The 16,818-nt window shown below is 62.2% G+C and carries 16 protein-coding genes; 13 read left to right on the top strand and 3 right to left on the bottom strand.

Going from position 1 to position 16,818, the window contains the following annotated elements; genetic code table 11:
* The first annotated feature begins 53 nt into the window (after nt 1-53).
* From purM to ATO7_RS16315, 5 genes are all read left to right on the top strand, one after another.
* The gene (gene purM / locus ATO7_RS16335; RefSeq protein WP_083563524.1) at nt 54-1,097 is read left to right on the top strand and encodes a phosphoribosylformylglycinamidine cyclo-ligase; all 1,044 of its coding nucleotides are present in this window, start codon (nt 54-56) and stop codon (nt 1,095-1,097) included.
* Complete coding sequence (gene purN / locus ATO7_RS16330; RefSeq protein WP_146680410.1) at nt 1,094-1,741, top strand: phosphoribosylglycinamide formyltransferase; 648 nt, start codon at nt 1,094-1,096, stop codon at nt 1,739-1,741. Before purM ends, purN begins: the two co-directional genes overlap by 4 nt.
* The gene (locus tag ATO7_RS16325; RefSeq protein WP_083563488.1) at nt 1,741-2,460 is read left to right on the top strand and encodes a DUF3108 domain-containing protein; all 720 of its coding nucleotides are present in this window, start codon (nt 1,741-1,743) and stop codon (nt 2,458-2,460) included. The genes purN and ATO7_RS16325 overlap by 1 nt, the downstream gene beginning before the upstream one ends.
* A 195-nt stretch (nt 2,461-2,655) precedes the next feature.
* A complete protein-coding gene (locus tag ATO7_RS16320) occupies nt 2,656-3,543 on the top strand; it encodes a metal-dependent hydrolase (protein ID WP_083563487.1) in 888 nt (295 codons plus the stop codon).
* 135 nt (nt 3,544-3,678) lie between these two features.
* Nucleotides 3,679-4,524, top strand: a complete 846-nt coding sequence (locus ATO7_RS16315; RefSeq protein ID WP_083563486.1) for an SDR family NAD(P)-dependent oxidoreductase — start codon at nt 3,679-3,681, stop codon at nt 4,522-4,524.
* A gap of 39 nt (nt 4,525-4,563) precedes the next feature.
* Here the strand turns inward: ATO7_RS16315 and ATO7_RS16310 are convergent, their stop codons facing one another.
* From ATO7_RS16310 to apbC, 3 genes are read right to left on the bottom strand one after another with little or no spacing between them, the layout of a single operon-like run.
* Nucleotides 4,564-5,055 (bottom strand): copper chaperone PCu(A)C, encoded by a 492-nt coding sequence (locus ATO7_RS16310; protein WP_083563485.1) that lies wholly within the window; start codon nt 5,053-5,055, stop codon nt 4,564-4,566.
* The gene (dcd, locus tag ATO7_RS16305; RefSeq protein ID WP_083563484.1) at nt 5,052-5,618 is read right to left on the bottom strand and encodes a dCTP deaminase; all 567 of its coding nucleotides are present in this window, start codon (nt 5,616-5,618) and stop codon (nt 5,052-5,054) included. The genes ATO7_RS16310 and dcd overlap by 4 nt, the downstream gene beginning before the upstream one ends.
* A gap of 27 nt (nt 5,619-5,645) precedes the next feature.
* The gene (gene apbC / locus ATO7_RS16300; protein ID WP_146680409.1) at nt 5,646-6,713 is read right to left on the bottom strand and encodes an iron-sulfur cluster carrier protein ApbC; all 1,068 of its coding nucleotides are present in this window, start codon (nt 6,711-6,713) and stop codon (nt 5,646-5,648) included.
* 191 nt (nt 6,714-6,904) lie between these two features.
* Here apbC and ATO7_RS16295 point away from each other — a divergent pair, with 191 nt between their 5' ends.
* From ATO7_RS16295 to ATO7_RS16260, 8 genes are all read left to right on the top strand, one after another.
* Entirely contained in the window at nt 6,905-8,974 is a 2,070-nt protein-coding gene (locus ATO7_RS16295) for a hypothetical protein (RefSeq protein WP_083563483.1), read from the top strand.
* Between the two features lie 104 nt (nt 8,975-9,078).
* On the top strand, nt 9,079-11,109 hold the full coding sequence (gene metG, locus ATO7_RS16290) for a methionine--tRNA ligase (RefSeq protein WP_083563482.1): 2,031 nt from the start codon (nt 9,079-9,081) through the stop codon (nt 11,107-11,109).
* Nucleotides 11,110-11,269: 160 nt separating this feature from the next.
* Nucleotides 11,270-11,845, top strand: a complete 576-nt coding sequence (rsxA, locus tag ATO7_RS16285; protein WP_083563481.1) for an electron transport complex subunit RsxA — start codon at nt 11,270-11,272, stop codon at nt 11,843-11,845.
* The gene (gene rsxB, locus ATO7_RS16280) at nt 11,845-12,390 is read left to right on the top strand and encodes an electron transport complex subunit RsxB (protein WP_083563480.1); all 546 of its coding nucleotides are present in this window, start codon (nt 11,845-11,847) and stop codon (nt 12,388-12,390) included. Before rsxA ends, rsxB begins: the two co-directional genes overlap by 1 nt.
* Entirely contained in the window at nt 12,390-14,498 is a 2,109-nt protein-coding gene (gene rsxC / locus ATO7_RS16275; protein ID WP_083563479.1) for an electron transport complex subunit RsxC, read from the top strand. The genes rsxB and rsxC overlap by 1 nt, the downstream gene beginning before the upstream one ends.
* Entirely contained in the window at nt 14,498-15,511 is a 1,014-nt protein-coding gene (gene rsxD, locus ATO7_RS16270; RefSeq protein ID WP_083563478.1) for an electron transport complex subunit RsxD, read from the top strand. Before rsxC ends, rsxD begins: the two co-directional genes overlap by 1 nt.
* Nucleotides 15,508-16,131 carry an electron transport complex subunit RsxG gene (rsxG, locus tag ATO7_RS16265; RefSeq protein ID WP_083563477.1) on the top strand — a complete coding sequence of 208 codons (624 nt, stop codon included), beginning with the start codon at nt 15,508-15,510 and terminating at the stop codon, nt 16,129-16,131. Before rsxD ends, rsxG begins: the two co-directional genes overlap by 4 nt.
* Nucleotides 16,118-16,798: an electron transport complex subunit E gene (locus ATO7_RS16260; RefSeq protein ID WP_083563476.1), complete on the top strand. Its 681-nt coding sequence runs from the start codon at nt 16,118-16,120 to the stop codon at nt 16,796-16,798. The genes rsxG and ATO7_RS16260 overlap by 14 nt, the downstream gene beginning before the upstream one ends.
* The last annotated feature ends 20 nt before the right edge of the window (nt 16,799-16,818 follow it).

Below are 16,818 nucleotides of genomic sequence, written 5' to 3'. Positions count from 1 at the left end.
GTGTACCGGGGGAAGGTACAATGCGCGCTGTTTTACCGCCACCAGGCTGCCTCATGCCCTCGCCCTCAGACCAAGGACCTTTGAGCTACCGCGATGCGGGTGTCGACATCGACGCCGGCAACCAGCTCGTCGAAGACATCAAACCGTTGATCGCGCGCACCCAGCGCCCCGAAGTGCTCGGTGGTCTGGGCGGCTTCGGCGGTCTTTTCCAGGTTCCGCAGGGCTACCGCCAGCCGGTGCTGGTTTCGGGCACCGACGGCATCGGCACCAAGCTCAAGCTGGGTATCGACTCCGACCGCCTTGATGGCCTGGGCCGCGATCTGGTCGCCATGTGCGTCAACGACGTGCTGGTGAGTGGCGCCGAACCACTGTTCTTTCTTGATTACTTTGCCACCGGCAAACTCGAACGCGGTGTTGCCGCCCGCGTGATCGCCGGTATCGCCGCTGGCTGCGAGGACGCTGGCTGCGCCCTGATCGGTGGCGAAACCGCAGAAATGCCGGGGCTGTATAGCGCCGGAGATTTCGATGCCGCGGGCTTCACCGTGGGCATCGTCGAGCGCGATGACATCCTCGACGGCAGCCAGGTTGGTGACGGCGATGTCATTCTTGGCCTGGCCTCCAGTGGCCCGCATTCCAATGGTTACTCGCTGATTCGCAAGGTGCTGGAACGCAGCGGCGCTGAGCCGACCCAGGACTGCGGCGGCCAGACCTTGATCGAAGCCCTGATGGCGCCGACCCGCATCTACGTCAAAGCCCTGCTGCCGCTGATCGGCGACAAACGCATCCACGCGCTGTGCCACATCACCGGCGGCGGTCTGACCGAGAACCTGCCGCGCGTGCTGCCGGATACGCTGGCCGCGCAGATCGACATGGCTGCATGGCCGCGCCCGGCGGTGTTCCAGTGGCTGCAGCAAGCCGGCAACATCGCCGAAAGCGAAATGCGCCGCACCTTCAACTGCGGTATCGGCATGGTGCTGGTGGTCGCGCCGGATCAGGTCGAGGCCTGTCGCAGTGCCCTCGAACACGCTGGCGAGACGGTCTTCGAGATCGGCCGCATGGTGCCGCGCAGCGGCGAAGCGGTGGTTTACAACGCGTGAGCGCGCCTCGCCTGGCGGTGCTGATTTCAGGCACCGGTCGCAACCTGCAGGCCATCCTGGAAGCCTGTGCCGATGGACGCATCCCTGCCACACCCAGCCTGGTGCTGAGCAACCGCCCCGACGTCGCCGGTTTGCAGCGTGCGGCGGACTTCGGGGTGGCGCATGCCACGGTGGACCACCGCGCCTATCCGGATCGCGAGCATTTTGATCAGGCGCTGGGCGATGCGCTGGAGGCGGCTCAGCCCGACATCATCGCGCTGGCCGGCTTCATGCGCATACTCACGCCCGGCTTCATCCGCCGTTTCAAAGGCCGGATGTTCAACATCCATCCATCCCTGTTGCCTCTGTATCGCGGTCTGCACACCCATCGCCAGGCCCTCGAAAACGGCGACACCTGGCACGGCGCCAGCATTCATTATGTGACCGAAGAGTTGGATGCCGGGGCGGTGATCAAACAAGGCCGCATCCGCATCCAGGCAGATGACGATGAAGCCTCGCTGGCACGCCGCCTGATGGAAAACGTGGAACTTGCACTGTATCCCGAGGTTCTCAGTTGGGCTGCGTCTGGCCGCCTGCAATGGCGTGACGGCATCGCCGTCCTTGATGATCAGCCCCTGCACCAACCGCTGTTAGGAGACTACTGATGCGCCTGATCCGCCTGCTGCCTGTTGTACTGCTGCTGTTCGCCGGTGCCGCCCAGGCAGACCGGCTGGAACCGTTCAGCGCCGATTTCCGCCTTTATCGCGGCGACACCACCCTCGGCTCGGCCACCCTGAGCCTGGTCAAGGACGCCGACAACTGCTTCGTCCACAGCTACACCGCCAAACCATCCTGGCTGTTTCGCTGGGCCACTGGCAGCATCACCGAACGCAGCGAGTTCTGCGTCAACGACGGGCGCATCACGCCGCGCTTCTTCCGCTATCACCGCAGCGGCGTCGGCGCCGATGACGAGAATTTCAGCCTCACCTTCGATGCCCAGCAGCAGACCATCACCGACCACAACGGGGTCGAGCGCGCATGGGAAGATGGCGCGGTCGATCGCCTGGCCGTGCAACTTGAGGCGCTGCGTCTGGTTGAGGGCATGAGCTTCCCGGTCGAGGAGCGCCGCCTCAATGTGACCGTGGCCGACGACGACCGCACCAAGCAGTACACCCTCGCGGTCACCGGTGAAGACACCATCAGCGTGCCCGCCGGAACCTTCCGCACGATCCGCGTCGAACGCATCAACGACCCCAAGAAAACCACGCGTTTCTGGGTCGCGCCTGAGCTGGGCTATCGACTGGTTCAGGTCGAGCAGCAGCGCAAGGACGATCCGGTGATCGGCTTCTCGCTGAAAAGCCTGCCCACAACGCCCGCGCCTTAAACCCGAACTCTCCAACCCTGACTTCGCGGGTCGAAATGCTAGGCCCCGCGTCGTTGGCGTGCGCGCAATAAAAGAATAACTGCATGTTTTTAATGGATTTAACCATCCCACCATACGAAATGTTTGCGCACCGCACCATCTACTGTTACATTAATCCATGTAACAATTATGACTGTGCTAATGAGAGGTGCGGCAATGCAAACGGAAACCACATCCCCGACCCCACGCAAGGCGCGCAAGGCCTCCCAGCCTCGTGCTGAAGTGCTGCCGACGCGGCGCGACATCGAATTCAACCTCCCGGCAGGCAAAATCAAGGACTGGAATGGCCACGGCAAGCACCTGAGCCATTTCATGAACACCTTGTCGATCCTGTTCCCGGTTGGCGAGCGCTTCTTCATCAAGGCGGTGCGCAACTACCGTGATCAGATCACCGATCCGGAGCTGGCCAAGGCGGTCACCGCCTTCATTGGTCAGGAAGCCATGCACGGACGCGAGCACGAGGACTACAACGATGCGGTTTTTGCCGCCATCGAAGACTCGGAACAGCAGGAACGCTTCGTCAAATGGCTGCTCGGTACGGCGCAGAAGATCACCCCGGACTCGTTCCAGCTGTCGGCGACCATCGCCCTTGAGCACTTCACCGCGATCATGGCGGACGGCCTGCTGCGCGAGCCGCGCATCCTGGAAGGCTCCGACCCCGCTTTTGCCAATGTCTGGACCTGGCATGCACTGGAAGAGACCGAGCACAAAGCCGTCGCCTATGACGTGTGGGAGCAGGTCATGGGTAAGGGCGCGCTGGCCTACGCCAACCGCGCCGGCGGCCTGCTGGTCGCCACGCCGATACTGTGGAGCGTGGTGGCGTACTACTACCTGCGCACGCTGCGCAAGGATGGCGAGCTGACCAACGCGCGCGGCTGGAAGAACTTCTTCAAAGTCTCGTTCGGCGAACTTGGCTACTTCCGCAAGATGGCCAAACCGTGGGCCGATTACTTCCGCCCCAGCTTCCATCCCTGGGATCACGACAACCGTCAGTTCCTCAAATTGCTGGAGGACTTCCCAGCCTCCGTGCAACAGGCGTCCTGATCTCCCCCCCCTTTGGCGGGACGCCACGGGCGCCATCGCGACGATGGCGCCCTTTTTCTTTCATAATGCCGGCCCGCCGGACACCCGGCGCAGACAGGCGGCGCAACGCAGACGCCGCGCCAACCGAGTAAAACCATGAAAAACTTCAGCAATAAGGTCGCGGCCATCACCGGCGCGGGCTCAGGTATTGGTCGCGCACTGGCGCTGCAACTGGCCGATGCGGGCTGCGCCGTAGCGATTTCCGATGTCAATGAAACTGGCCTGGCGGAAACCGCGGCCCTGCTCGCCGACAAAGGCGTCAAAGTGACCCAGCAGCGCCTGGATGTGGCCGATCGCGCCGCCGTCTATGCCTGGGCTGACCAGGTGGTGGCCGAGCATGGCCAGGTCAATCTGATCTTCAACAACGCGGGCGTGGCCCTGGCGGGCAGTGTCGCCGGCACCTCGATCGAAGATTACGAATGGATCATGAACATCAATTTCTGGGGCGTGGTCTACGGCACCAAAGCCTTCCTGCCGCATCTCAAAGCCAGCGGCGATGGCCATGTGATCAACATTTCCAGCGTGTTTGGGCTGTTTTCGCAACCCACGCAAAGCGGCTACAACGCGAGCAAGTTCGCGGTGCGCGGCTTCACCGAATCGCTGCGTCAGGAACTTGATCTGGCCAGCCACGGGGTGTCCGCCAGCTGTGTGCACCCGGGCGGCATCAAAACCAATATCGCACGTTCGGCCCGCATCAATGCGAGCATGAAGGACCTTACCGGGGTGGATGGCGAGAAAAGCACCGCCGAGTTCGAAAAGCTGTTCTCGACCACAGCCGATCAGGCTGCTGCGACCATCCTCAAAGGGGTGCGCAAGAACGCCCGGCGCATTCTGATCGGGCTCGACGCACGCGCCATCGACTCCTTCCAGCGCAGCCTGCCGGCCAACTACCAGGCCCTGCTGACCGGGGCCTTCAAGCTCGGGCGCCGCCTGCGCAGCTGAGTACCAACGGCGAAACGGATGGGCTTTGGCCGTTTCGCCTCAATGATGGGCGTGGCTGTCTGCCGCGCCCATCGCCGGCTTGACCGGCACGCTGATGTTTGTACTTGAACCGTCGGCAAACTGCAGCTGCAAGGACAGCTGAGCGCCGCTGGTCAGCGCCGTGTTCAGCCCCATCAGCATGAGGTGATCACCACCGACCTTGAGCGCGGCCTGGCCACGGGCCGGAATCTCCAGACCATTTTCCAGTTGCCGCATGCGCATCATGCCGTCCTGCATGAACATGGTGTGGATTTCCGCGCGCGCGGCCTCGGCCAATGTTGCGCCGATGAGACGCGCCGGCGCGTCGGCGGCATTAACCAGCCGCATATAACCCGCGCTGACCTTGGCGCCCGGCGGTGTTTCACGAATCCACGCCTCTTCGATGCTGACCGCTTCGGCCTGCGTCATCGGCGTGGCGGGCTCGGGGGCGCCGCAGGCACTCAGCCAAACGACAAAAAGGGTCGCAAGCAGCGGCTTCATCAGCGTGCTCATGTGCGCGGCAGCGTGACACCACGCTGTCCTTGGTATTTGCCCTTGCGGTCCATGTAAGAGGTCTCGCAAACCTCATCGGATTCCAGAAACAGCATCTGCGCAACACCTTCGTTGGCGTAAATTTTGGCCGGCAGCGGCGTCGTGTTGGAAAACTCCAGGGTCACATGGCCCTCCCACTCCGGTTCCAGCGGCGTCACATTGACGATGATGCCGCAACGCGCGTAGGTGCTCTTGCCCAGACAGATGGTCAGCACGCTGCGCGGAATGCGGAAGTATTCAACCGTGCGTGCCAAGGCAAAGGAATTGGGCGGGATGATGCACACATCCCCTTTGAAGTCGACGAAACTGTCTTCCGAGAACGCTTTGGGATCAACCACCGCCGAGTTGATGTTGGTGAAGATCTTGAATTCGTCGGCACAACGCACGTCGTAGCCGTAGCTTGAAACCCCGTACGACACGATGGGGCCGTTGTGATGCTCACGCATCTGGCCCGCCTCGAAGGGTTCGATCATGCCGTGGGATTCGGCCATGCGCTTGATCCAGCGATCCGATTTGATACTCATGCTTGCATCCGCAATGGTGGGTCGGCGTTATTCGACAACAATATCAGGGAACTCGGCTGCGCCACCGCGGCTCAAGGCCAGTGCGGTGCGGCGTGCAACCTGGAAATAACCGGCGGCCAGCGGCCCGTCCGGCTCAGCAGCCACGGTCGGCCGGCCGCTGTCGGCCTGCAGCCGCACGCCGGCGCTCAGTGGCAACTGCCCAAGCAAGGGCACATTGTACTGGGTGGCCATGGCCTGCCCGCCGCCGCTGCCGAAGATCGGGTCTTCATGCCCGCAGTTGGAGCAAATGTGGGTGCTCATGTTTTCCACGATGCCGAGCACGCTAACACCAACCTTCTCGAACATCTTCAGACCCTTGCGCGCATCCAGCAGGGCGATGTCCTGCGGCGTGGTCACGATCACCGCACCGCTGACCGGAATACGCTGGGCCAGGGACAGCTGCGTGTCACCGGTGCCCGGCGGCATGTCGATGATCAGATAGTCGAGCTCAGGCCAGCGCGTCTCGCTGAGCAACTGATGCAGCGCCTGGGTCACCATCGGCCCGCGCCAGATGGTCGGCTGCTCTTCATCCACCAGCAGTCCGATCGACATCAGGGCCACGCCATGCGCGGCCACCGGCAGCATCATCTTCTGCTCCAGCACCTCGGGCTTGGCCTCGGCAACACCGAGCATGCGCGGCTGGCTGGGGCCGTAGATGTCAGCATCAAGCATACCCACACTGGCGCCCTCGGCCGCCAGCGCAATGGCCAGGTTGGCCGACACCGTGGATTTGCCCACGCCACCCTTGCCGGAGGCCACCGCAATAATGTTGCGAATGCCGGGCAAGGGCTTGAGACTGCCTTGCACCGCCTGCGGCTCCACTTTCCAGTCGATCTGCAGCTGCAGCTGACGCCCACCCAGCAAGCCAGCCAAGTGCTCGGCCAGTGCAGCACGCAAGCTCTGCGCGTAGCGGCGGGCCGGGAACGGCAGGCAGATGTTCAGACTCAGCGTCTGTGCATCAAAGGCGATGTCGCGGACGTATTCCAGCAAGTCCGATTCCATCACGGCATCGGAAAATGCCCGCAAGGCTTGTTCGATGGCACCACGGTCCAGCACAGCACATCCTCGGGGCAAAGCCCCAATAGGCTTGAAAGGATGCGCATCTTAGCAGCCGTCACCTGCACTCGCGCACAGGCTTGAAACATCCTGCTAGTATCTGAAGCTTGGGGGCTTATTGGACAGGCATGACCCGAAAGCGTCACGCAGAGGACGTAAAAGAAGGTCAGCCTTGCCACACGGGAGACAACATGGACGCGACACCCCGATTCCTGCGGCTGACCGCAGGTTTTGTAGTTGCCGCCACGGCCAGCGTACTCAGCGCCAGCCAGGCAACCTACGTATCAACGCCTGAAGATGCACAACAGGCCTTTTCCTCACTCAGCGGCAGCGAGCAACTGCAACTCAGCGAACAGCTGAGCGGATTGCTCGGGCAGGTCAATTTTGCCGGTGTGCTGGAACCCTTCCTGAACCGCCCGCAAGCGGCAGCCCAGGATGATCCACTTGGCGATGTCCTGGATCCGCTCGGCCTCGGTGATGTTCTCGATTTGGTCGACATCCTGGCCCTGCTGCCCAGCGCGCTCAACTACACCTGGGAATATGAGATCGATGGACGCCAGGGCCAGGCCAGTGGTCTGCTCAACCTGCCCACTTTGATCGACGTGGACGGCGACTCGGTGCCAGACATCACCGCGAGCCTGTCCATTTCCGGCGCCAATCGCGTCACCATGCGCGTGGATCGCATTGGTGCCCGCCTTGGCCTGCGCGGTTTGCTCGGCGGGCTGCTGGGCAACAAGCCTCTGCCACTGAAGATCGAAGCCGTCATTGATGATCCGCGTGCCGAGTCTGACGCACTGTTTGCGCTGGGCTATGACGCCAGCACCAGCCGGGCACCCGAGCAGTTCTCCGCGGCGGTCAGCCTGACCGGTGCGCTGGATGACTCGCAGATCGGGGTGAGCTTGACCACCCGCAAAGCCGGCGACGATCTGACTTTGATTGCCAGTCAGTTCAGCCAGGGCGCCGGAGGTGCACGTGATCTAGGCCTGGATCTGTCATTGAATCTGGCCCCTGTGCCCGGCAGCGCTAACGTTGATGTGGCTCTGGGCGACCAGGTTAGCGTGCAACTGGGCGCCTCCGCCTCCAGCACGGCAGACATCCTGTTTGTTGATCACAGCCAGGCACCTGCCCAAGTTGTCACCGCACTGATCGACCAGTTGCCGACCGCGCTGAATTTGAGTCTGGCGGAAAGCCCGGAAGGTGATCGTACGCTGAGCTACAGCGGCAGCCAGGACGTGGATTTGATCCACATCACCGCCGATGGTGTGGGCGGCCTGTTCGGCAGCGCCAGCATTGTCGATCTTGAACTGGCCCAGATCCCGACCAGCATGAGCCTGAGTTTTGGCACCGCTGGTGACTTCGATCTGGACCTGGGTGGTGATGACCTCGGCCACATTGAGGCCTTGCTAAGCAACGGTCCGGACATCCGGGTACCGGCCGGCATGGATGGGGTGACCTTGCTTGAAGTACCAGGCACATCGATCCTGACGGCGCGTATCAGCGGCCTGAAACGGGTTGCCGCACAGCAAGCCCCGCTGGCCCTGGAACTGGACTCGGTGGCGGGCAATCCGTTCCGGGTGGAATTGCGAGAACAGGCTGACGCCAACGCCAAGGAAACCTACACCATTGCCCAGCTCAGCAGCATTCAACGGCACACTGAGATTTCGATTGACGAAAGCGGTGGTGCGCAACGCATCCGCTACCGTGCGGACGACGCCGCCAGTAGCTTGAGCTTTGCCACCAACACCGGTGATCGTGAAGAGATGACAGCGTCCGCCGCTCCGGTGGCCAGCAGTATCGACATCTGCGCCGCCGGTGGCACCGGTTGCACAACCTCAGGTAAAGCCGCCAATACCGGGTCATTCCGGGTTATCACCAGCCAGCCGGTGAATCTGAATCTGCGTGACTGCGACACCGCCAGCTGTGGCAATGAACTGCGTCTGACCAACCTCAACATCCGGCACCTGGATCTGGCCATCAACATCAGTGAGAACTGTACGATCTTCGGTTGCATCACGGGTTCCAAGGGCAGCATTTGGTTGGACACCGACAACCACAACCTGACCGGTGGCTTCCGCAGCCGCTCCTCGGATTTCAATGTCAACGGCGTATTTGGTTCGGGTTTCAAAACCAACAACCGCTATGTCAGCTGGAACAATTTCATCCCCAGCAAATCCGGCAGCATTTCCTGCGGCTCGGGAACATTCCTGGACGTCACCGTGATCGGCATCACGATTGATGTCTCGGGTCTGTATCTGTGTTGACGGCGTCAATTCGGCTTTAATCAGAAACCCGCTACGGCGGGTTTCTTTATGTTCGGGCCGGTGGCCTATGGCAAAATAGCGTGTTTTCCCAAGACTTTTCTGCCATGCGCCGCATCCTCGTCACCCATGCTTTGCCCTATGCCAATGCTGCCTTGCATTTCGGGCACATGCTGGAGTCGACCCAGACGGACATCTGGGTCCGTTATCAGCGCCTGTGCGGACACGACTGCCGCTTCGTGTGTGCCCATGATGTGCATGGCACGCCCATCATGCTGATGGCTGAAAAGCGCGGCATGAGCCCGGAGCAGCTGGTTGAAGAGGTTGGCGAGCAACAGCGCAAGGACTACGCCGAGTTCTTCATCAGCTACGACAATTTCTACACCACGCACAGCGACGAAAACCGCGAGCTGGCAAGCCTGATCTACACCCGCCTGAGTGAAGCTGGCCACATCGAGCGGCGCAACATCATGCAGGCCTACGACCCGGTCAAGAACATGTTCCTGCCGGATCGTTATGTGCGCGGCGAGTGTCCCAATTGCGGGGCCGAGGACCAGTACGGTGACAACTGCGAGGTGTGCAGCGCGACCTACGCTCCCACCGACCTCAAAAACCCACGCTCGGTGGTCTCCGGAGCCACGCCGGAGCAGCGCGAGTCCGAGCACTTCTTCTTCAAGCTGGGGGATTTCGGCGACTGGTTGCAGCAATGGCTGGACAACGCGTCGATTCAGTCCGCGGTCAAGAGCAAACTGGCCGAATGGTTTGACGGCGGCCTGCAAGACTGGGACATCTCCCGCGATGCCCCCTACTTCGGCTTCGAAATCCCCGGCGCACCCGGCAAGTATTTCTACGTCTGGCTGGATGCGCCAATCGGCTACATGGCCAGTTTTGCCGACCTGTGCAAGCGCGAAGGCCTGGATTTCGACGCCTACTGGAACGCCGATTCCGAGGCCGAGGTGTATCACTTCATCGGCAAGGACATCACCTACTTCCACACGCTGTTCTGGCCGGCCATGCTGCATGGTGCCGGCTTCCGTGCGCCGACCAGCGTGTTCGCCCACGGTTTTCTGACCGTCAACGGCGCCAAGATGTCGAAATCGCGTGGCACCTTCATCCAGGCACGCACCTACCTCAACCATCTGCCAGCCGAATATCTGCGTTATTACTTCGCCGCCAAGCTGTCCAGCGCAGTCGAGGACATCGACCTGAGCCTGGATGATTTCCAGGCCCGCGTGAATTCCGATCTGATCGGCAAGTACGTCAACATCGCTAGCCGCACCGCGGGCTTCATCAGCAAACGCTTCGACGGACGCTTGGGCGACAGCCTTGATCAAGCCAAGCTGTTCGATGAATTTGCCGCGGCCGGTGACGAAATCGCCGAGCTTTATGAAAAACGCGAATTCAGCCAGGCGATCCGCCGCATCATGGCGCTGGCCGACAAAGCCAACCAGTACGTGGCCACCAAGGAACCCTGGAAACTGGCCAAGCAGGAGGGCAGCGATGCGCAACTGCAAGCCATCTGCACCACCGCACTGAACCTGTTCCGCCTGCTCACACTGTATCTGACGCCTGTACTGCCGCAGACCGCCGCCCGAGTCAGCGACCTGTTCCGCTATGCCGAACTGGACTGGGACACGCGCGCCGAGCCCTTGCTGGATGCACCGATCAACAAGTTCTCGCCGCTGATGCAGCGGGTGGACCCCAAGGCCGTGCAAGCCATGCTGGACGAAGAAGCCGCCAACAAAGTCGAAGCCAAACCCGAGGCCAAGCCGGACAAAACCAGCAAAAGCGCAGCGGCCGATGATACCCAGACCATTGGCATCGACGATTTCAGCAAAGTCGACCTGCGCATCGCGCGCATTGCCAAGGCCGAGCATGTGGAGGGCGCCGACAAACTGCTGCGTCTAACCTTGGATGTGGGCGAGCTGGGCGAGAAGCAGGTCTTTGCCGGCATCAAATCGGCCTACGCGCCTGAAGATCTGCAGGGCCGCCTGACCGTGATGGTCGCCAACCTGGCGCCGCGCAAGATGAAATTCGGCCTCTCCGAAGGCATGGTGCTGGCCGCCGGCGCAGGCGGTAAAGAGCTGTTTATCCTCAGTCCGGACGAGGGCGCCGCACCGGGCATGAAAGTAAAGTAAGGAATGCGTATTAAATCTTTACGTAATAAGAACATGACGTTTACCAAACTTTATTGAATAAGCCTCTCGCAACTCCCTAAACTCCGCGCACCATGACACTGCCACCGCCACATTCCCCCTCTGCAGACCAGGCCTTGAACCTGGTCGGGCGGGTTTTGCCGTGAGCGATTACCTGCTGATCATCATCGGCACCGTGCTGGTGAATAACTTCGTGCTGGTCCAGTTTCTCGGCCTGTGCCCGTTCATGGGCGTCTCCAAGAAAGTGGAAACCTCGATGGGCATGGCGCTGGCCACCACATTCGTGCTGACCCTGTCTTCGGTCAGTTCCTATCTGGTTGAGCAATACCTGCTGGCCCCGCTGGGTCTGGAGTACCTGCGCACCATCAGCTACATCCTGGTCATCGCGGCCGTGGTCCAGCTGACCGAAATGTGGGTGCGCAAATCCAGCCCCTTGCTGCACGAAGTGCTGGGCATCTACTTGCCCCTGATCACCACCAACTGCGCGGTGCTTGGCGTGGCCCTGCTGAATGTGCGCGAGGCGCACAATTTCATCGAGTCGGCCCTGTTCGGCTTTGGCGCCGCCGTCGGTTTCTCACTCGTGCTGATTCTGTTTTCGGCCATGCGCGAGCGCATTGCTGTTGCAGACGTGCCTGACGCCTTTCAGGGCGCACCCATTGCGTTGATAACCGCCGGCCTGATGTCACTGGCCTTTCTCGGCTTTTCGGGGCTGGTCTGATGTTGACCGCCATCCTGGCATTTGGCGGACTGGCCGCTGCTTTCGGCATCGCCCTGGGCGTGGCCTCGGTGCGCTACAAGGTCGAAGGCGACCCCCTGGTTGACCAGATTGACGCCATCTTGCCGCAGACCCAGTGCGGCCAGTGCAGCTACCCGGGCTGCCGGCCCTATGCCGAAGCCATTGCCAACGATGAGGCCGAGATCAATCAGTGCCCGCCCGGCGGCGAAGACGGTGTCATTGCGTTGGCCGAACTGCTGGGCCGCGAACCACTGCCGCTGAATCCGGACAACGGTGTTGCCGACGACGAAAAGTATCAGGCTGTCATTGACGAAGACCGCTGCATCGGCTGCACCTTGTGCATTCAGGCCTGCCCGGTGGATGCAATCGTAGGTGCCAACAAGCTGATGCACACGGTCATCGAGAAGGAATGCACCGGCTGCGAGCTGTGCGTACCGCCGTGCCCGGTGGACTGCATCGACATGGTTGCGATCAAGCCGACGATCACCACCTGGAAGTGGACCCCGCCGCAGCAGGATGCCGCCTGATGTTCGGCCTGCTGAAAAAAAACGACGGCTTCAAGGGTGGCCTCAAGCTCGAGGGGCACAAGCTGCATGGCGAGGCCGGTGCGATCCGTACTGCGCCGCTGCCCAGCCGTGTCACCTTGCCGGTTAGCCAGCATATTGGCGCACCGACCGTGCCCGAAGTCGAAGTCGGCCAGCGGGTGTTGCGCGGCCAGGTACTGGCCAACAGCGACAGCTTCATTGCCGCGCCGGTGCACGCCAGCATCTCCGGCACCGTGGTCGAGATTACCCACAAACCAGTGCCACATCCTTCCGGCTTGCAGGCGCTGGCCATCGTAATCGAGTCCGACGGCCAGGATGAAGCGTTGCCGCAACCGGCCTGGCCACCGGCAGAAGATCCGTTTTCCCTGGACCCGGCCACGGTGCGCGAGCGCGTCCGCGCCGCCGGCCTTGTCGGGCTTGGCGGTGCGGCCTTTCCATCGGCGGTCAAGCTCAACCCGGGGCGGGATTCGCTGGTCAACACGCTGATACTCAATGGTGCCGAATGCGAGCCGTACATCAGCTGCGATGCGGCACTGATGCGCGAGCGCGCCGAGGATATTCTCAGTGGCGCGGAACTGATCCGGCGCAGCCTCGGCGCCCAGGAATGCCTGATCGGACTGGAGGACAATGCCACCGATTCAGCCACTGCGCTGCGCAGCGCGCTGAAAGCCTCGGGCTATAAACAGATCAGTATCCGGGTGGTGCCCACACGCTACCCGCAAGGTGGCGAGAAACAGCTGATTCAAACCCTCACCGGGCGCGAAGTCCCGAGCGAGGGCCTGCCGCTGGATATCGGCATCGTGGTCCACAATGTGGGTACCGTGGCTGCCATCTGGCGCGCTCTGCGCTATGCCGAACCGCTGACCTCGCGGGTGGTTACGGTCACCGGACCGGGCCTCGCCCAGCCCCGCAACCTGGACGTGCGCCTGGGCACACCCGTCAGCGAACTGATCGCACATTGCGGCGGCTACAGCCATGAACACACCCGCCTGATCATGGGCGGTCCCATGATGGGCTTTGCCCTGTCCAGTGATCAGGTGCCGGTGGTCAAAGCCACCAACTGCGTGCTGGTCGAGGTCAATCAGGCTGAGCCGGTCGAACAGGCCATGCCGTGCATTCGCTGCGGCGAATGCGTAGACGTGTGCCCGGCCAGTTTGTTGCCGCAACAGTTGTACTGGCATGCCCGTGCCAAGGAATTCGACAAGACCCAGGATCTGCACCTGTTCGACTGCATCGAATGCGGTTGCTGTGCACAGGTGTGCCCGTCACATATTCCTCTGGTGCAGTACTACCGTTACGCCAAGACCGAGATTTATCAGGCCGAGCAAGAAAAACGCAAAGCCGATATCGCTCGTGATCGGCACGAATTCCGGCTTGAGCGTCTGGAAAAAGAAGCGCGCGAGAAAGAAGAAGCGCGTCGACGCAAGCGCGAAGCGCTGAAAAAACCGGCTGCAGATGCACCCAGCGCGGCGCCGCCCAAACCCTCCGGTGGAAATGACGCCATCGCCGCAGCCATCGCCAAGGCCAAAGCGCAAAAAGCCAAGGCAGCAAAAACCACAGGTGCAAACACTGCGGCGGATGCGATTGCCAAGGCCAAAGCGCTGGCGGCCGCAAAGACGCCGGCACCGGACACCAGCGCCACTGCGGATGACCCGGTCGCTGCGGCCATCGCCAAGGCCAAAGCCGCCAAGACCGCGAAAGCTGCCGGCGCAAACCCGGCCGCAGACGCCATCGCCAAAGCCAAGGCGCGGGCTGCCGCGAAAAAAACCGCCGATGTGGACGAACCCGCAGTCGCACAAACCGATGATCCAGTCGCTGCGGCCATCAGCAAGGCCAAAGCCGCCAAGGCTGCAAAAGCGGAAGGCTCAAATGCAGCTGCGCAGGCCATTGCCAAAGCTAAAGCGCTAGCTGCCGCGAAAACATCTGATGCTGCGGGCGAACCAGCCCCACCACCATCCGATGATCCGGTGGCCGCGGCCATTGCCAAGGCCAAAGCCGCCAAGGCCGCAAAAGCGGACGGCTCAAATCCGGCCGCAGAGGCCATCGCCAAAGCCAAAGCGGCCAAAGCCGCCCGTGAGAAATCATCCTGATGCCACGCAGCTCGCCACATCTGCCGGTCGCCGCCCGGGTCAATCGGGTCATGCTCAGTGTCTGCCTGGCCCTGCTGCCCGGTGTGATCGCCAGCTACTGGTTCTTCGGCTGGGGCGTGCTGGCCAATCTGGCCCTGGCCAGCGCCACCGCCGTAGCCAGCGAAACCCTGATGCTGGCCATACGTCGGCGGCCGATACGCAAATTTCTGCTTGACGGCAGCGCCCTGGTCACCGGCCTGCTGATCGGTCTGTCGATCCCGCCCTACGCCCCGTGGTGGCTGGTGGTGTTCGGCGCCAGTTTCGCGCTGATCTTCGGCAAGCATCTGTACGGCGGACTGGGCTACAACCCGTTCAATCCCGCAATGCTGGGCTTTGTGGTGCTGCTGATCGCTTTCCCGGCGGAAATGAGCGCCTGGGTTAACCCCTCGGCCGATCTGGATCAGACCCGCCTGACCGCCTACAGCCAGGGACGCATCGGCTTGGAAGAGCTCGACGGGCTGACCGCGGCCACCCCGCTGGATCACGTCAAGACCGAGCTTTCACGCCAGCAGACCAGCCAGGAGGCCGCAGCCAGCATGGCCAGCGGGCCTGTGGCCGGCTTCGCCTGGGACTGGATCAATCTGGCCTTTCTGGCCGGCGGTCTGTGGCTGCTGCTGCGCGGGATCATCCGCTGGCAGATTCCGGTTGGTTTTCTAGCCGGGCTGGGTCTCATGACGCTACTGTTCTGGCTGGGTGACGCCGACCGCCATCCTGGCCTGCTGCATCACTGGTTCAGCGGCGCGACCATGCTCGGCGCCTTCTTTATTGCAACCGACCCGGTGTCGGCCAGCACCACGCCGCGCGGGCGCCTGTACTACGGCCTGGGCATCGGCGTGCTGGTCTACATCATCCGCAGCTTTGGCGGCTATCCGGATGCAGTGGCTTTTGCAGTTCTGCTGATGAACATCTGCGTACCGCTGATCGACCACTACACGCCGACCCGCACCTACGGCACGGGGCCACGTCAGCCATGAACGAAGCGCAGAAACAGGCTTTGCGCAGCGCCGCCGTACTGGCCACCTTTGCGGTGATTGGCAGCGCACTGCTGGCCAGCGCCAACTGGCTGACCCGCGAGCGGATCGCCGAAAACGAGCGGCAGAGCATGATCACCCAGCTGCAGGAGATCCTGCCCGCTGACAGCTATGACAATGCTCTGCTGCAGGACACGCGCACGCTCACGCTGCCGGGCAATATCTCCCCCCCGGGCGAAGACACGCTGTACATCGCACGCCGCAATGGCATGGCCGTGGCCGCCATCCTGCCGGTCACCGCGCCCAACGGCTACAGCGGCGCCATCGATATGCTCGTCGGCATCCGTCGCGACGGCACGGTCGCTGCCGTGCGGATCACCCGCCACCGTGAGACACCGGGCCTGGGCGACGGCATTGACCGTTCGCGCAGCGACTGGATCACCCAGTTCGACAACACCTCGCTGAACCAGCCGGAAAACTGGGCGGTGCGCAAGGACGGCGGCAATTTCGACCAGCTCACCGGCGCGACCATCACGCCGCGCGCTGTGGTCAAAGCCGTGCACGGTGCGCTGGCATACTTCAAGGATCACCAACAGGACATATTCGGCGATGGCGACGTATAGCGAAATCACCATCAAAGGCCTGTGGACCAACAACCCGGGCCTGGTTCAACTGCTTGGCCTGTGCCCCTTGCTGGCGGTGAGCACCACCGTCATCAACGGTCTCGGCCTGGGTCTTGCGACCATGGCCACGCTGGTGGCCTCCAATCTGATCGTGTCGCTGATCCGCAACTGGGTGCGTCCGGAAGTGCGTATCCCGGTCTTCGTGATGGTGATCGCGGCCATTGTCACCGCGATTGAATTGCTCATGAACGCGTATCTGCACCAGCTGTACCGCGTGCTGGGCATTTTTATCCCGTTGATCGTGACCAACTGCAGCATCATCGGTCGGGCCGAAGCCTTTGCCTCCAAGAACGGACCTCTGCCGGCGGCGCTCGATGGTTTCGCCCAGGGTCTGGGCTTTGCCTTGTGCCTGGTGGTGCTCGGCGCCCTGCGCGAAGTGCTGGGCCACGGCACGCTGCTGGCCGATGCTGATCTGCTGTTCGGCCCCCTCGCTGCCAACTGGGAAATCGTGCTGATTGAAGATTTCCGCGGCCTGCTGCTGGCCATCCTGCCGCCCGGCGCCTTTCTGGGGCTGGGCCTGATGATTGCCGGCAAAAACTGGTTTGACCGCCATCAGGCCGACAAAGCCAAGGCTGCCACCTCGCTGGCCTCGCCCGCCGCCATCTGAGACCACCACGTGGGGTATGC

Source organism: Oceanococcus atlanticus (genome assembly GCF_002088235.1).
Taxonomy (GTDB): Bacteria; Pseudomonadota; Gammaproteobacteria; order Nevskiales; family Oceanococcaceae; genus Oceanococcus; species Oceanococcus atlanticus.
Note: the sequence above shows the minus strand (reverse complement) of the source record. Positions and strands in the feature narration are given on the sequence as shown.

Coding starts and splice junctions, on each gene's coding strand:
- purM (WP_083563524.1), top strand. CDS start 54: ATGCCCTCGCCCTCAGACCAAGGACCTTTGAGCTACCGCGATGCGGGT.
- ATO7_RS16325 (WP_083563488.1), top strand. CDS start 1,741: ATGCGCCTGATCCGCCTGCTGCCTGTTGTACTGCTGCTGTTCGCCGGT.
- ATO7_RS16320 (WP_083563487.1), top strand. CDS start 2,656: ATGCAAACGGAAACCACATCCCCGACCCCACGCAAGGCGCGCAAGGCC.
- ATO7_RS16315 (WP_083563486.1), top strand. CDS start 3,679: ATGAAAAACTTCAGCAATAAGGTCGCGGCCATCACCGGCGCGGGCTCA.
- ATO7_RS16310 (WP_083563485.1), bottom strand. CDS start 5,055: ATGAGCACGCTGATGAAGCCGCTGCTTGCGACCCTTTTTGTCGTTTGG.
- dcd (WP_083563484.1), bottom strand. CDS start 5,618: ATGAGTATCAAATCGGATCGCTGGATCAAGCGCATGGCCGAATCCCAC.
- ATO7_RS16295 (WP_083563483.1), top strand. CDS start 6,905: ATGGACGCGACACCCCGATTCCTGCGGCTGACCGCAGGTTTTGTAGTT.
- metG (WP_083563482.1), top strand. CDS start 9,079: ATGCGCCGCATCCTCGTCACCCATGCTTTGCCCTATGCCAATGCTGCC.
- rsxB (WP_083563480.1), top strand. CDS start 11,845: ATGTTGACCGCCATCCTGGCATTTGGCGGACTGGCCGCTGCTTTCGGC.
- rsxC (WP_083563479.1), top strand. CDS start 12,390: ATGTTCGGCCTGCTGAAAAAAAACGACGGCTTCAAGGGTGGCCTCAAG.
- rsxD (WP_083563478.1), top strand. CDS start 14,498: ATGCCACGCAGCTCGCCACATCTGCCGGTCGCCGCCCGGGTCAATCGG.
- rsxG (WP_083563477.1), top strand. CDS start 15,508: ATGAACGAAGCGCAGAAACAGGCTTTGCGCAGCGCCGCCGTACTGGCC.
- ATO7_RS16260 (WP_083563476.1), top strand. CDS start 16,118: ATGGCGACGTATAGCGAAATCACCATCAAAGGCCTGTGGACCAACAAC.